This window comes from Kitasatospora sp. NRRL B-11411 (assembly GCF_000721345.1).
Taxonomy (GTDB): Bacteria; Actinomycetota; Actinomycetes; order Streptomycetales; family Streptomycetaceae; genus Kitasatospora; species Kitasatospora cineracea.
On sequence record NZ_JOGH01000146.1, the window covers coordinates 1 to 13,736 of the forward strand.

At 75.0% G+C, this 13,736-nt stretch carries 16 protein-coding genes; 6 read left to right on the forward strand and 10 right to left on the reverse strand.

Annotated features, from left to right (window positions below; translation table 11 throughout):
- Nucleotides 1–37: 37 nt before the first annotated feature.
- Complete coding sequence (locus IH44_RS0135495; protein ID WP_232795210.1) at nucleotides 38–952, reverse strand: carbohydrate ABC transporter permease; 915 nt, start codon at nucleotides 950–952, stop codon at nucleotides 38–40.
- Nucleotides 953–1,002: 50 nt separating this feature from the next.
- Nucleotides 1,003–2,277 carry an extracellular solute-binding protein gene (locus IH44_RS0135500; protein ID WP_051818010.1) on the reverse strand — a complete coding sequence of 425 codons (1,275 nt, stop codon included), beginning with the start codon at nucleotides 2,275–2,277 and terminating at the stop codon, nucleotides 1,003–1,005.
- Between the two features lie 250 nt (nucleotides 2,278–2,527).
- Between IH44_RS0135500 and IH44_RS0135505 the strand changes: the two genes are divergently transcribed.
- Nucleotides 2,528–3,376 carry a GntR family transcriptional regulator gene (locus IH44_RS0135505; protein ID WP_030463953.1) on the forward strand — a complete coding sequence of 283 codons (849 nt, stop codon included), beginning with the start codon at nucleotides 2,528–2,530 and terminating at the stop codon, nucleotides 3,374–3,376.
- Nucleotides 3,377–3,492: 116 nt separating this feature from the next.
- Here IH44_RS0135505 and IH44_RS0135510 read toward each other — a convergent pair whose 3' ends face one another.
- Nucleotides 3,493–4,161: a hypothetical protein gene (locus IH44_RS0135510; protein WP_030463954.1), complete on the reverse strand. Its 669-nt coding sequence runs from the start codon at nucleotides 4,159–4,161 to the stop codon at nucleotides 3,493–3,495.
- A 191-nt stretch (nucleotides 4,162–4,352) separates the two neighbouring features.
- Between IH44_RS0135510 and IH44_RS0135515 the strand changes: the two genes are divergently transcribed.
- Nucleotides 4,353–5,624: an MFS transporter gene (locus tag IH44_RS0135515; RefSeq protein WP_030463955.1), complete on the forward strand. Its 1,272-nt coding sequence runs from the start codon at nucleotides 4,353–4,355 to the stop codon at nucleotides 5,622–5,624.
- A gap of 24 nt (nucleotides 5,625–5,648) precedes the next feature.
- Here IH44_RS0135515 and IH44_RS0135520 read toward each other — a convergent pair whose 3' ends face one another.
- The 3 genes from IH44_RS0135520 to IH44_RS0135530 form a co-directional block, all read right to left on the reverse strand.
- Nucleotides 5,649–6,281 carry an isochorismatase family protein gene (locus IH44_RS0135520; protein WP_232795211.1) on the reverse strand — a complete coding sequence of 211 codons (633 nt, stop codon included), beginning with the start codon at nucleotides 6,279–6,281 and terminating at the stop codon, nucleotides 5,649–5,651.
- A gap of 46 nt (nucleotides 6,282–6,327) precedes the next feature.
- On the reverse strand, nucleotides 6,328–7,323 hold the full coding sequence (locus IH44_RS0135525) for a GlxA family transcriptional regulator (protein WP_030463957.1): 996 nt from the start codon (nucleotides 7,321–7,323) through the stop codon (nucleotides 6,328–6,330).
- A gap of 200 nt (nucleotides 7,324–7,523) precedes the next feature.
- A complete protein-coding gene (locus IH44_RS0135530) occupies nucleotides 7,524–7,943 on the reverse strand; it encodes a helix-turn-helix domain-containing protein (RefSeq protein WP_030463958.1) in 420 nt (139 codons plus the stop codon).
- Between the two features lie 183 nt (nucleotides 7,944–8,126).
- Between IH44_RS0135530 and IH44_RS0135535 the strand changes: the two genes are divergently transcribed.
- Nucleotides 8,127–8,960, forward strand: a complete 834-nt coding sequence (locus tag IH44_RS0135535; RefSeq protein WP_030463959.1) for an NAD(P)H-binding protein — start codon at nucleotides 8,127–8,129, stop codon at nucleotides 8,958–8,960.
- A gap of 119 nt (nucleotides 8,961–9,079) precedes the next feature.
- Here IH44_RS0135535 and IH44_RS0135540 read toward each other — a convergent pair whose 3' ends face one another.
- A complete protein-coding gene (locus IH44_RS0135540; protein ID WP_232795212.1) occupies nucleotides 9,080–9,685 on the reverse strand; it encodes a TetR/AcrR family transcriptional regulator in 606 nt (201 codons plus the stop codon).
- A gap of 82 nt (nucleotides 9,686–9,767) precedes the next feature.
- On the opposite strand from IH44_RS0135540, the gene IH44_RS0135545 reads away from it, so the two are divergent.
- The gene (locus tag IH44_RS0135545) at nucleotides 9,768–10,286 is read left to right on the forward strand and encodes a cupin domain-containing protein (RefSeq protein ID WP_030463961.1); all 519 of its coding nucleotides are present in this window, start codon (nucleotides 9,768–9,770) and stop codon (nucleotides 10,284–10,286) included.
- A gap of 452 nt (nucleotides 10,287–10,738) precedes the next feature.
- On the opposite strand, the gene IH44_RS0135550 is transcribed toward IH44_RS0135545, so the two are convergent.
- A complete protein-coding gene (locus IH44_RS0135550; protein ID WP_107066712.1) occupies nucleotides 10,739–11,536 on the reverse strand; it encodes an MHYT domain-containing protein in 798 nt (265 codons plus the stop codon).
- Between the two features lie 193 nt (nucleotides 11,537–11,729).
- Between IH44_RS0135550 and IH44_RS0135555 the strand changes: the two genes are divergently transcribed.
- The gene (locus tag IH44_RS0135555) at nucleotides 11,730–12,221 is read left to right on the forward strand and encodes an NTP pyrophosphohydrolase (RefSeq protein WP_232795213.1); all 492 of its coding nucleotides are present in this window, start codon (nucleotides 11,730–11,732) and stop codon (nucleotides 12,219–12,221) included.
- Between the two features lie 65 nt (nucleotides 12,222–12,286).
- On the opposite strand, the gene IH44_RS0135560 is transcribed toward IH44_RS0135555, so the two are convergent.
- Both IH44_RS0135560 and IH44_RS46955 read right to left on the reverse strand, forming a co-directional pair.
- Nucleotides 12,287–12,610 (reverse strand): hypothetical protein, encoded by a 324-nt coding sequence (locus IH44_RS0135560; protein WP_030463964.1) that lies wholly within the window; start codon nucleotides 12,608–12,610, stop codon nucleotides 12,287–12,289.
- The gene (locus IH44_RS46955) at nucleotides 12,607–12,768 is read right to left on the reverse strand and encodes a hypothetical protein (RefSeq protein WP_157852574.1); all 162 of its coding nucleotides are present in this window, start codon (nucleotides 12,766–12,768) and stop codon (nucleotides 12,607–12,609) included. The genes IH44_RS0135560 and IH44_RS46955 overlap by 4 nt, the downstream gene beginning before the upstream one ends.
- Before the next feature lie 247 nt (nucleotides 12,769–13,015).
- Between IH44_RS46955 and IH44_RS0135565 the strand changes: the two genes are divergently transcribed.
- A complete protein-coding gene (locus tag IH44_RS0135565) occupies nucleotides 13,016–13,657 on the forward strand; it encodes a gamma carbonic anhydrase family protein (protein WP_030463965.1) in 642 nt (213 codons plus the stop codon).
- The last annotated feature ends 79 nt before the right edge of the window (nucleotides 13,658–13,736 follow it).

The following is a 13,736-nucleotide window of genomic DNA, read 5'->3' on the forward strand; positions in this document are numbered from 1 at the left end:
GTGCGGGTGGAGGGGGGTCGGCGGGTGGAGGGGAGGTTCACGCCTCGGCTCCTTCCTGGCGGTGCATCCGCCGCAGGGTGGTGACGAGCGCGGCGAGCAGGATCAGCACGGTGAGCGTGGAGGCCGCGGAGCCGAGGTCGTACTTGTGCAGGTTCTGGGCGATCTGGAAGGCGTAGACCGGCAGGGTGGTGGTGGCGCCGTTCGGGCCGCCCTGGCTGACCACCCAGATCTGGGCGAAGCACTTGAAGGTCCAGATCACTTCGAGCGAGGTGACCAGGGCGAACAGCGGCCGCAGCACGGGGACGGTGACCAGGCGGAAGGTCTGCCAGGCCCCGGCGCCGTCGATCCGGGCGGATTCGTAGAGCTCGGCGGGGATGGTGGTGAGTCCGCCGTACAGGGTGAGTGCGGCGAACGGGACGGACTGCCAGACCACCAGCAGGACCAGGACGGTGAAGGTGGCGCCGGAGTGGGCGAACCAGGCGTAGTCGTGGTAGCCGTGCAGCCCCAACTGGTCAAGCGCCCAGTTGACCACTCCGAAGCGGGACTGGAACAGCCACTGGAACACGGTGGTGGCGGCGATCACGGGGGTCGCCCAGACCAGGACCAGGGCGCTCATCACGGCCAGCCGCATCCGCCGGCCGAGCCGGACCAGCATCAGGGCGACCAGCGTGCCCAGGCCGGTGATCAGCAGGGTGTTGAGCGCGGTCCAGGCCAGGGTGCGGGCGGTGACGGTCCAGAACTTGGGGTCGGTGAGCAGTTCGGTGTAGTTGTCCGGGCCGACGAAGGGGGCGCCGCCGCGGATGAGTTCGGCCATCCGGAAGTGCTGGACGGAGATCACCAGGTTGCGGGCGACGGGGTAGAGCAGCAGGTACGCCGCGCCCACCAGGGTCGGGGCGATGAGCAGGTAGGGCCGGATCCGGGTGCGGAGCGGCGGTGACGCGTCGGTGGGCACGGCGGGGTGTTCTCCTGTCGGGGTCGTGCGGAGGGGGGCCGGGCCCGGGGTCAGTTGCCGCTGAGCGCCTTGGTGATGGCCGCGTCGGCGCTCTTCGCGGCGGCGGCCGGGTCGGCGCCGGTGAGCACCTGGGTCATGTACTGCTTGATCGGGTTGTCGGCCTCGACGGCGGCCCAGTCGGGCGAGTTGGGGGTGGCGTGGCCGTTGGCGGCGCCGGCGGCCATCGCGGTGGCGCCCTCGTTGCCGCTGAGCGCGCCGGCGAGCGTGGTCCGGTTGGGGACGTAGCTCATCTCCTTGGCCATCGCGGTCTGCCACTTGTCCCCGGCCAGGGCCTTGACCACTTCGTAGGCGGCCTGCTGGTGGCGGGAGGACTCGGGGACGATCAGGTCGGAGCCGCCGGTGAAGACCGCGCCGGGCTTGCCGGCGCTCTTGCCGGGGATCGGGAAGAAGCCGAGCTTGTCCTTCAGGTCGGGGGCGGCCTTGAGGATGGCGGCGGCGCCGCCGGGGGTGGAGATCAGCTGGGCGGTGCGGCCCTGGGCGAACACCTCGGCCTGCGGGGGCTTGGCCTCGTCGGAGTCCTTGGGGCCCCGGCCGAGGGCCTGGAGCTGCTGGTAGAAGCCGATCGCGGCCTTGCCCTGCGGGGTGCCCAGGGCGCCGGTCCACTTGCCGTCGGCGCCCTTGACGGCGAGGTCGCCGCCCTCGTCCCAGAGGAAGCCGGCCAGCACGTACCAGGTCTGGCCGGTCAGGTAGATGCCCTCGTTGCCGCCGGTGTTGAGCTTCTGCGTGTCGGCGATCCACTCCTCGCGGGTCTTGGGCGGAGTGGTGATGCCGGCCTGCTGGAACAGGTCCTTGCGGTAGATGACCACCCGGTTGGCGGCGTACCAGGGGATGCCGTACTGCTTGCCGTCGATCTTCCCGGGGTCGGCCAGGCCGGGGATCCAGTCGGAGCCGTTGAGCTCGGCGGCCTTGTCGCTGAGGTCGTGCACGCCGCCGCTGGCGGCGTACTGGGCGACCTGGGTGTTGCCGACCTCGATCACGTCGGGGGCGTCCTTGCTGGCCAGGGCGCTGGTGACCTTCTGGCCGATGCCCTCCCACTCCTGGATCTGCACGTCCAGGGTGGTGCCGGGGTGGGTGGCCTCGAAGTCGGCCTCGAAGTCCTTCAGGAAGGTGTCGGTGACGCTGTCCTTCATGATCCAGACGGTCAGCCGGGCCGGGCCGGCCGCGTCCTGGGAGCCGGAGCCGGAGGAGCAGGCGGTCAGCGTGGCCGCGCCCAGCAGCAGGGCGGTCGCGGCGCGCAGGGTGGTCGGACGTGCGGGGGATCTCACGGTGGGTGCCGCCTCATGGGGGTTCGGAGAAGGCCGACTGTTTACCAGTAGACTCAACTGGTCCGGTCGGTGGTAAGAGAAGGTGGCACAGCCGTTCCGGCCCGTCAAGGCCCCGCACACCCTCGCCATCCGGCCTCCGACCTGCAAGGAAGCCTTCCAGTTCGGGGCTTCCGGCGCCGTGTCGGCCACTGGTAAGGTCCGCGAACTGGTCTGGTATGGTCTGACCAGTTCGGAGCGAAGGGATGGCACGATGGCGACGGATTCGTCCGGCGGGGCGGGATTGAAGCGCGATCAGGTCCGGGGGTACCTGCGCGAGCTGGTCGAGTCACTGACCCCCGGCGACCCGGTGCCGTCCGAGCGGACGCTCTGCGTGCAGCTCGGCGTCTCCCGCCCGACGCTGCGCGCCGGGGTGGACGAGCTGGTGGCCGCGGGGCTGCTGGTGCGCGAGCACGGCCGCGGCACCTTCGTCGCCCCCGCCAAGATCGTCCAGGAGCTGACCCCGTCCGGCGGTGGCGACCCGTCCTTCAGCGTGCCCCGGGCGGCCGGGAGTTGGACCAGCCGGGTGCTGGAGCTCAGTGCGCCGCCGGCCGGCGCGGCGATCGGCCGCAAGCTGCGGCTCTCCCCCGCCGCGCCGATCCTGCACATCGTGCTGCTGCGCCTGGTCGACGGCGAGCCGATGGCCATCGAGCACCTGCACGTCCCCGCCGACCTGCTGCCCGACCTGGTCCCGGCCGAGCTGGAGCACGGCGACCTCTACCAGTTGCTGGCCGCCCGCGGCGCGCACGTCCACGAGGCCGTCCAGGCCATCGAGCCCACCGTGGTCAACGAGCGCGAGGCCCGCCTGCTGACCATCCCCGCCCTCTCCCCCGCCCTGCGCTTCGAGCGCCTGACCAGCGACGCGGCCGGCCGCCCGGTCGAGTACACCCACTCGCTCTACCGCGGCGACCGCTACCGCATCGTCTCCCGGATCTCGCTCGCCGACCCGACCCCCGCCGCGCCCGGCGACTCCCGCCACCACCCGGGCATCCCGCCGAACGACCTGACCACTCGCGGCACCGGCCCGACCGTCACCACCGGGGACATCCAGCCGCTGCTCTGAGCCGGGCTCCCGGTTCCGGCCCGGCCGGGGTCAGAACGGGGGCGGCAGGGCAGGGGCGGGGGCGGCAGGATGGGGACGGCGGGGCGGGCGGCTCCCGGCTCCGGCCCGGCCGGTGCTCAGTCGCGCGGGGCGCTGTACCAGCGCCACTCGGCGGGCCGTTCGCGGCCGGGCAGGTCGCCCCGGCCGGTGGCCCAGCGCAGGGTCGGCCAGGGGTCGGTGCCGGTGGGCGCCGCGGGGAAGAGCCGGGCCAGCACCCGGGCGCTGATGTCGGCGGGGGCCGTCCAGTCCAGGTCCAGGCCGAGGGCCAGGTCGTGGGCGTGGGCGAAGAGTTCGACCAGTCCCATGGCGGCGCTGCCCTCGGCGTCCGCCGTCCCGTAGCCGTGGAAGGCCCGGTCCCGCGGCCGGGCCGTCCGGACCATCGCCACCAGCAGCGCCCCGCACGCCTCCAGCACCTGGACCAGGCCCTGCGGCCCGGCCTCCCGCTGGGCGAAGACCACGTTGGCGGGCTTGCCCGGGGCCTCCCGCCGGTAGCGGAACGGCACGAACCCGGCAACGGGCGGCGACTGCGGCCCGAGCTGGGCGGCGTAGGAGAACAGGTCGTCCGCGAGGTGCTCGGCGGTCTCCCAGCAGCTCCACTCCAGCGTCCCGGCGGGCCGGTCCCAGTCGGCGGCGGCCGCGCCGGGCCCGCTCAGCAGAGCGACGACCAGCCGGACGCCCTCGGCGAGGTCGTCCGCCGTCACCGGGCCGACGGCGTCGGGGAGTTGCGCGTGTTCGTGATCGGTCATCCGCCGAGCGTACCCACCTGCGGAGGCCGGGGCTCCCGGAGCGGGAGCCGGGCCCGGAGCCGCGCCCGGTCCCGGGCCCGCGCACCGAGCCCGCCATGTCATCTCGACATCAAGCATCTTGATATCAAGAGATTTCTCGGGCAGAGTGCTCCCCGTACGGACGAACGACCTTCACGGGGACGGTGGGCGGCATGGGCGAGCGCGCGGGGAGCGAGGGGCTGCTGGCCCAGTTGCGGCGGCCGCCGGGCGGGCGGGACGGGCGGACGATGCTGCTGACGCTGTTCGTGGACCGGACCGGGACGGGCGTCTGGGCGGCGGCCTGCGTGCTGTACTTCACCGAGGTGGGGCGGCTGACGGCGGCCCAGGTCGGGCTGCTGCTGGGCGTCTCCTCGGTGGCGGGCATCGCGGGGACGCCGCTGGCGGGGCGGCTGGCCGCCTCGTCCGGGGTGCGGCCGGTGCTGATCGGCTGCCACCTGCTGCGGGTGGCGGCGCTGACGGCGGTGCTGTTCTGCTCGGCGTTCACGCCGCTGCTGCTGGTGGTGGCGCTGGCCACGCTCGGCGACCGGGCGGCCCGGGCGATGGAGATGCTGTACGCCACCGAGGTGGCCGGCGAGCGCCGCTCGGCCTACCGGGCGCTGTCGCGCACCGCGATGAACGCCGGGTACGCGGCGGGCGCGGGCCTGGCCGCGCTGGGCCTGGCGGTGGGCACCCCGGCCGCGTACCGGGCGCTGGTGGTCGCCGACGTGGCCTCCTTCCTGGTCGCGGCCGCCCTGGTGGCCACCCTCCGCGAGCCGCACCGCGCCACCGCCGCGCCGGACGGCCCGGGCAGCGGGGCGGCGGCGGACGGGAGCGCCGGCCCGGCGGCCCGGCCGAGCCCGTGGCGGGACGCCGGCTACCTGCGCTTCGTCGCCCTGGACGCGGTGCTCACCATCGACGACGCGATCCTGAACGTCGGTCTCCCGCTCTGGCTGATCCACTCCACCCGCGCCCCGCACGCGCTGGTCCCGGCCTTCCTGGCGATCAACACGGTGGTCGTGGTGCTGGCCCAGCTGCGGGTGTCCGCCCTGGTCAGCACGGCCCGCCAGGCGGTCAGGGTGGTGCCGCTGTACGGGTTCGCTGTGCTCGGCTGCTGCGCGGCGGCGGCACTGGCCCACCGGACGGGGGCGGTGGCCGCCTCGGTGCTGCTGCTGGCGGCGGCGGTGCTGGTGACGCTGGCCGAGCTGGTCCGCTCGGTGGTCTCCTGGGAGCTGTCGGTGGCCCTGGCCCCGGAGCGGGCCCGCCCCGAGTACCTCGGGGTAGCGGGCATGGCCCACTCCACCGAGAAGGCCGCGGGCCCGCTGCTGCTGACCGGCGCGGTGCTGGCCACCGGCCCGCTGGGCTGGCTGACCCTGGGCGCGGCCACCACGGCGGCGGCCTACGCCCAGCGCCGCTACGGCGCCGTCCGGCTCTCCGTCACCCGGTGACCGCCCCGCTGACCGGCCCGCCGCTCATCCGGTGAGGTCGGCGACCCGCGCCGCCACCGTCCCGTACAGGTCGCCGACGGTGGCCAGGGCGGCGGCGTGCAGCTGCGCGGCGGGGACGGTGGTGCCGTCCGGGCCGGGCAGCGCGCGGGTCGCACACGCCTCGGCGACCACCGTCGGGCGCCACCCGCCGCGGAACGCCCCCTGCGCGGTGAACGCCACGCACATGTGCGTCATGAACCCGGCCAGCACCAGGTCGCGGCGCGGCCCGTCCCCGTCCAACTCCTCCAGCACGGTGGCGAGTTCGGTGCCGTGGAAGGCGTCCGGGAAGGTCTTGACCACCACCCGTTCGCCCTCCGCCGGGGCGACCGGCGCGCTGATCGCCCCGATCTCGGCCCGGATGTCGTACGGCGTCCCCGGCCCGCCGTCGTTGACCACGTGCACCACCGGCGCCCCGGCCGTCCGGGCCGCCGCCAGCAGCCGGGCACCCGCCGCGAGCGCCTGTTCGGCGCCGTCGAGCGCCATCACGCCCTCCCGGTAGGTGTTCTGGTAGTCGATCAGCACGACGATCGAGTCGGCGAGCTTCGGCAGGGCGTCGTCCAGGCCGATCACCGTGCGCAGCGTCGTGGAAACGGAATTCGCGCTTTTTTCCATGCTCATGTCAGTAACATCCTCGCAGGTAGGAACGGGTGCAGGCGGAGTGGGTTCAGGCCCCTTCGGGCCGTACCCGGAAGCGTCTGCGGTAGGCGGCCGGGGTGGTTCCCAGGCGGCGGCGCAGCGTGCGGTGGAGCGTCTCGACGGAGCCGAGGCCGCTGGCGGCGGCCACCTGTTCGAGCGGCTGGTCGGTGCCCTCCAGCAGGCGCCGGGCGGCCTCCAGGCGGGCGGCCTCGACGTAGGCCGCCGGGGTCGTGCCGGTCTCCTGCCGGAAGATCCGGGCGAAGTGGCGTTCGCTCAGGCACATCCGGGCGGCCAGTGCCCGGGCGGAGAGGTCGCCGTCGGGGTGGTCGGCGATGTGCAGGCGCAGGTCGTCGATGTCCCGGCGGGTGGTGGGCGGGCTGCTGAGCGGGACGGAGAACTGGCTCTGCCCGCCCTGCCGCTTGAGGTACATCACCAGTTGCCGGGCGACGGCCATGGCGAGTTCCTCGCCGTGGTCCTCGGCGACCAGGGCCAGCGCGAGGTCCATGCAGGCGCTGATCCCGGCGCCGGTCCAGACCGTTCCGGAGCGGACGAAGATCGGGTCCGGGTCGACCGTCACCTCCGGGTGGTCGGCGGCGAGTTGGGCCGCCGTCGACCAGTGGGTGGTGGCGCGCCGCCCGTCCAGCAGTCCGGCGGCGGCGAGCAGGTGGGCGCCGGCGCAGACCGAGGCGACCCGCCGGGCGGACGGGGCGGTCCGGGCCGCCCAGGCGACCACGTCGGGGTCGATCCGGGCCCGGGGTCCGTCCGGTCCGGGGTCGACGGCGCCGGGGACGAGCAGGGTGTCCAGGTGGCCGCCGACCTGGTCGAACGTCAGGTCGACGGCCAGCCGGACGCCGGCCGATGTGCGGACCAACCCCTCGGTCGGACCGGCCAGTTCGACCCGGTAGCCGGCCCGGCCGCCGCTCTCCCGGCCGGCCAGGGCGAACACCTCGGCCGGACCGGTGACGTCGAGCAGGTCGACGTCGGGGAAGACCGCGATCACGACGCGGCGCTCGGTGCTGGGCATGCCCCCATCCTCGGTCGCCCGGCCCGGTGGCCGCAATGACACCGTTCTGTCGGATCCGGCCATCGCCCCTGCCGCAGCGGCCCGGAGCACCGGCCCGCGCTCCCCCATGGGTCGGCGCCCCGGTTCCCCGGGTGATCGTCCCGGCGGCTCCGGCGTCTTCGGCAGCTCCGGCGTCTTCGGCCGCTGCCCGGCGGGTGCGCTCAGCGGATGTCGTGGTCCGGGTGCTCCAGGTCGTAGGCGTGGCGGGCCTCGGCGATGGCGGCGCGGTGGGCGAGCGACCAGTCGGCGAGTGCCTTGACCAGGTGGGTCAGTCCAGCGCCGGTCGTGGTCAGCCGGTAGTCGACCTGGGCCGGGACGGTCGGGTAGACGGTGCGCAGCACGAGGCCGTCGCGTTCGAGCCGGCGCACGGTGAGGGTGAGCATGCGCTGGGAGATGCCCTCGACGGCGCGCTGCAGTTCGCGGAACCGGCGCGGCCCGCCCGCCAGTTCGACGACCACCAGCACCGACCACTTGTCGCCGATCCGGTCCAGCACGTCGCGGATGCCGCAGTCCGGGTGGTCGTGGCGTCCGCAGGGGTCGAGCTCGGCGGGGGTGGTTACCCCGGTGTGCGTGGGTGACATGGAACTGCCTCCTTGTGGCCGTCCGGTCCGCGATCGAGGATCAAGCCTAGTTACCGAAGAGAACCACGACCGGTGGGCACCACGGGCAACGGGCACCACGGGCAGCGGGCACCACGGGCAGCGGGCACCGCAGTCGGCGGGCAGCACGGCCGGTGGGAACCACCACGGAAGGCGGCGACGGACATGATCCTGGTGACGGGAGCGGGCGGGAACCTCGGCTCGGCCACCCTGGCGGCCCTGCGCGCCCGGGGCGTCCCCGCGACGGGCGGGAGCCGCTCGCCGGGCCCGGGGATGCGGCGGCTCGACTTCGACGACCCCGCGGGCCTCGACCTCACCGGGGTGTCGACCCTGGTGCTGGTCTCGGCCGGCTACGCCGAGGACGACCTGGTGGTCGCCCGGCACGCGGCGGCCCTGGCCGCGGCCGTCCGCGACGGCGTCCGCCACGTCGTGTACACCAGCCTGACCACCGCCGGCGACCACCTCGGTTTCGCGCTCGCGCACCGGGCCACCGAGCGCCTGGTGCGGGAGAGCGGGCTGTCCTGGACGATCCTGCGCAACGGCCTGTACGCCGAGCTCTTCGGCGGCCTGCTGACGTGGTCCGGGGACGGGCTGGAGTCGGCGTTCGGGGACGGCGCGCTGGCCGCGGTCGCCCGGGCGGACCTGGCCGAGGTGGCGGCGCTGGTCGCGGCGGATTCGGCGGCCCACCGCGGGCGGGTCCACGACCTCGTCGGCCCGCCGGTCACCGCGGGCCTGGTGGCCGACCGGCTCGGGGTGCCGCACCGCACCGTCGGCCTGGGCGAGTACCGGCGCCGGCTGCTGGAGGAGACGCCAGGGCTGCTGCCCTTCCAACCGCCCATGCTGGCCTCGATCGCCACCGGCGTCCGGCACGGTTTCCTGGACGGCGCCGACCCCGCCCTGACCGACCTGCTCGGCCGCCCGGCCCGCGACCCGCTGGCCGTCGCGGCGGCGGCCGCGTCCGCCACGCGTCCGGCGGCGGACCGGCGGCAGCAGCCCTGAGCGGCGGGCCACCGCGGTCGGGGTTGCGGCCGCGGTGGCGGTCCGTCCGGCGAGCGGCGCGGGTCGGTGACGGGCAGGCGGATCCGCCTTTGCGACGCGGATCCGCCTCTGCGACAGGGTCAGTCACCCACCGCTCGCACCAGCGCGACCATGACCTCGACCGCCTCACGGTCGCTCAGGCCCTGTTCGCGGCAGAGCGAACGCCAGGTCGAGAACGCCGCCGCGTGGCCGATCACGGCCCGCCGGACGGGCCCACCCCGCGCGGTGGGCCACGCGTCGGCCAGCAGTTCGACGTAGTGCCGGTTCCTCGCCTCCTGGGCCTCGCGGATCGCGTCGGGCACCGCGTGCAGGTCGCGGCCGACCAGCGTCAGCATCTGCTCGCCCGCGCGGTAGAAGCGGTAGAGGTCGGCGAGTCCGGCCGTCAGCCGTTCGACCGGGTCCCCGATCGCGCCCCACGCCTCGGGTCGGGGCGGTTGCTGCTGCGACAGCCAGTGCCCCGAGCACGCCTGGAACAGCGCGGTCCCGTCGGGGAAGTGCCGGTAGACGGTCAGCCGGGTGACCCCGGCGCGCTCGGCGATCGCCGCGATGCTGGTCGCCGCCGGGCCCGCGGTGCCGTGCAGGTGCACGGCGGCCTCGACGATGCGCTGTCGCGTCCGGCCCACGTCCTCGGCGCGTTTGCGCATCTCGTAGCCACGTGTTTTCGACGAACGCTGCTGTTCACTCACCTGTTGACGCCCTGCGGTCGGAGGCGGAGACTTTTTGGGAGAACGCCAGTGTATCTCCGAATCGCGCGGAGGAGTGATCACCATGACAGAGGCACCGGCCCCACCGCTCACCGTCGTCCGCCCCGGCGAGGGGGGCGAGGGCTACCTCGGCTCGATCGGGGTCGCCTTCAAGCTCTGGGGCGCCGACACCGACGGCTCGGTCTCCGTCGTCGAACACCCCTTCCCGGTCGGGGCGTTGGTGCCGCCGCACCTGCACACCCGGGAGGACGAGTACTCGATCGTCACCGAGGGCGAGATCGGCTTCCGCTCGGGCGACCGCGAAGTCGTCCTGGGCGCCGGCGGCTACATCACCAAGCCGCGCGGGGAGTTGCACACGATGTGGAACGCCGGTCCCGTCCCGGCCCGGATGATCGAGGTCATCAGCCCGGCCGGCTTCGAGCACTTCTTCCGCGAACTGGCCGAGATGCTCGCCGACGGACCTCCGCCGACCGAGGAGGCCGTACCGGAGCTCGCCGCCAGGTACGGACTCCGGTTCGGGCAGCCCGACTGGCTGCCCGACGTCATCGCGCGGTACGGCCTGACCCCGCCGTTCAGCGCCTGAGCGCGCCTCGACAGCCGGACGCCCGGCGGGCAGGCCCCCGCCACGGCCCCCGCCACGGCTTCCCCGAGGCCCTGTCGGAGCCGCCGCGACCGCCCCCCGCCGGTCACCCGGGCGAAGCCGCTTGCCCGTGGCCGACCCGCGCTCCCGGCCGCACCGGCCATGGACGTCCTGAGCGATCTGCTGCACCGGGCCCGGGCTCGGCACACCCGGGTGCACCAGTTGGTCCAGCGGCCGCCGACCTGCTCCGGGACACCGGGGCGACGGTGGCGCGGCCGTCGCCCGCCAGGTCGGCTACCGGGACGCGTTCGCCTTCGGCGCGGCCTTCAAGCGCGCCCGCGGCCTGACCCCGTCCGACTGGCGTGCCCGGCACGGGAGTTGACCCACCGCTGCCCGCCGGAGCCCGGCCGCCGCCGCTGCCGCTACTGCTGCCGCCACGGGTGCCGGTGCGGGTGTCAGTAGCGCTCCTGCCCGAACAGGTCGACCCGGATCGGCTCGGCGGCCGGGCCGCTGCCGTCCTCCGGGTCCTGCGGGGAGAGCGCGATGGCGATGCCCGCGACCGCGAGGACGACCATGATGCCGACGGCCAGCGGCAGGGCGAACTGCGAGGCGGGCGTTCCGTCCCCGGCGGGGCGGCCGTCGAGGGTGACGCCGACGGCGGCCATCGCGGTGTAGTGCATGGCGACCACGGCGACGCCGGCGATCAGCGCCGCGCCGAGCGCCGCGGGCAGGCCCTTGACGTTCAGGGTCATCCACAGCGCGGCGGTGGCGGCGGCGACCGCGATGGCCACCGAGGCGACCACCAGCGGGCCGTCGTAGGAGACCTGGCCCTCGACCTGCATCGCGGCCATGCCGATGTAGTGCATGCCGGCGACGCCGCAGCCGGTCAGGAGGCCGCTGACCAGCAGGGTGCCGGTGCTCTTGCCGCGGTAGCCGACGAAGCCGATGCCCAGGCCGACCACGACGATCGCCACCAGCAGGCTGAGCAGGGTGAGCGGGATGTCGTAGACCAGGGTGGAGGCGTCCACCATGAAGCCGAGCATGGCGATGAAGTGCATGGACCAGATGCCGCACCCGAACGCGCCGGCCGCGAGCGCCAGCCAGCCGAAGCGCTTCTCCGGTCGCAGCGTCATGGCCCGTGCGGTGCACCGCAGTCCGATCGCGGCTCCCGCGCAGGCGATCAGGTACGCCACGACCGGGTTCACCCACCCGTACTGGAAACCGTTGAGGTGGGCCATCGTGTCGTGGTTCATGGAGGTCCGATCGGAAACGAATGCACGTGCGGGATTTGCCTCCGAGACAATACCGCCCAGTAGGGGTTGGTCTGCACCAGGGGTTGCGCCCCTGCCCTGTCCGCTCCCCACCCCTGCCCCGCTGCCGTCCGTTCCCGCCCGTCCCCGCGTCGCCCCCCCTCCCCCGTGGCAGGCCGTGGCAGGCTTGGCGCCCATGGAACAGCCCGTCGAGATCCTCCCGCCCGGCCCGTCCGCCCCGCTGCTGGTGGTGGACGGCGCGAACGTCGTCGGCTCCGTCCCGGACGGGTGGTGGCGGGACCGGCGGGGCGCGGCCGAGCGGCTGCGGGACGCGCTGGTGCCGGTGGCGGCGGACGGACTGCCGGGGCTGCCGGGCCCGTTGGCGGTGGTGCTGGTGGTGGAGGGCGCGGCGCGCGGCGTGGAGGGGGTGCCGGGGGTGCGGGTGGTGTCGGCGCCGGGCAGCGGCGACGACCGGATCGTGGAGCTGGTCGCCGCCGAGGCCGCCCCGGGCCGCCGCCTGCTGGTGGTGACGGCCGACCGCGGGCTGCGCGCCCGGGTCACCGCGCTGGGCGCGGAGCCGCTGGGCCCGCGCACGGTGCGCGGCGGCGCGAGCGGTGCGGGCGACCCCGGCGGCGCGAGCGGCGCGAGCGGCCCGGGCGGCTCCGGTCGTCGTGGGCGCGCCGACTGACGTCGCGCCAGATTCTTTGCCTGCCAGGCAAACTGACGGGCTGCCGCAGGGCCGCCGACGGGGCGTCAGGCCAGCCTGGTCCGGGCGGCGCCCGGGCGGGTGCGGCCGCGGGAGCTGACGGCGGGTCGGCTGGGGCGGCGGTCCGGCCGGACGGGCCTCCCGTCGGCGGTCCGGTCGGGGCGCGCGGCGAGCGCGGCCTTGAGCGCGCGGACGGCCAGCAGTACGGCGACGGCGGCGAGTTCGGCGGGTTCGGCGGTGCCGCGCGCGGCGGCGGCGCGCTGGCAGTCGGCGCACCAGACCGAGCTGGCCCGGCCGCCGTCGGGGTAGTCCAGGCCGAGCGGCACCAGGTAGCGGCAGCCGCAGTCCTGGCAGACGAAGAGCAGTCTCATCGCTGCACCACCCCCGAGCCGCCGCACACCGAGCACGGCGACCAGTAGGTGCGCTGCACCGGTCGCTGTCCTCCCTGCGGGTCGGTCTCCACGGAGTGCTCCGTCTTCTCCGTTCCGCGCGCCCCGCCGCAGCCCGGGCAGACCTGATGCTCAGCCATCGGTCACCTCCAGACCACAGACCGTAGCGTGCCGATCCCGTCCAGGACAGCGGTTCGCCGTCGGACCACCCCCAAGTTTTGCCCCGTCCGCCCGGGCGGCCCGGAGCATGGGGGCGCGGACGTCCGCCGGGGGCGCGTGGAGCCGCCAATCGTGCGCCGGGCGCAGAGGTGGGCGCGGGGGACGGGTCGCACGCGATGTCCGATTTCCGCCAGCCGGGCGGGCGGGCGGTGCGCGATGATCACGCCCATGACCACCAACCCGCCGGGATTCCGGTTCGAACACCGCGGCGCCGTCCCGCAGGTGCACCCCACTGCCTACGTCGCGCCGACCGCCGTGCTGGTCGGCGACGTCCGGGTCGGCCCGCGCGCCCGGGTGATGTACGGGGCGGTGCTGGACGCGGAGGGCTCCCGGATCGAGGTCGGCGAGGCGGCGGTGGTGTGCGAGAACGCGGTGCTGCGCGCCTCCGCCGCGGCGGGCGCCGAGCAGCCGGTGCTGCTCGGCGACCACGTGTTCGTCGGCCCGCACGCCACCTTGCTGGGCTGCACCGTGGAGCGCGCCTGCTACCTGGCGAGCTCGGTGCACGTGCTGCAGCAGGCCGTGGTGGGCACCGGTTCGGTGGTGGCGGTCGCCGCCCTGGTGCACGCCCGCACGGTGCTGCCCGCCGAGTACTTCGTCCCGCCGTACACGATGGCCGTCGGCGACCCGGTGCGGTTGCTGGCCCCGGGCGACCCCGAGGTGCCGCAGGTGCTCGGGCGGCTCGGCTTCGCGGGCACGGCCTTCGGCGTCGACGCCTCGTGGACCGACCGGGTGGCCCGGCACGAGCGGATCGCCGAGGTCCGCTCGGCGGAGTTCGCGGCGCACCTGGACGACCGGCCCGCGGCCGGCTGACCCGCAGGCCCCCGGCCCTCCGGTTTCAGGCCCTCCGACCCTCCGGCCCTCCGGCCATCAGACCCCCTGCCCCCTGCCC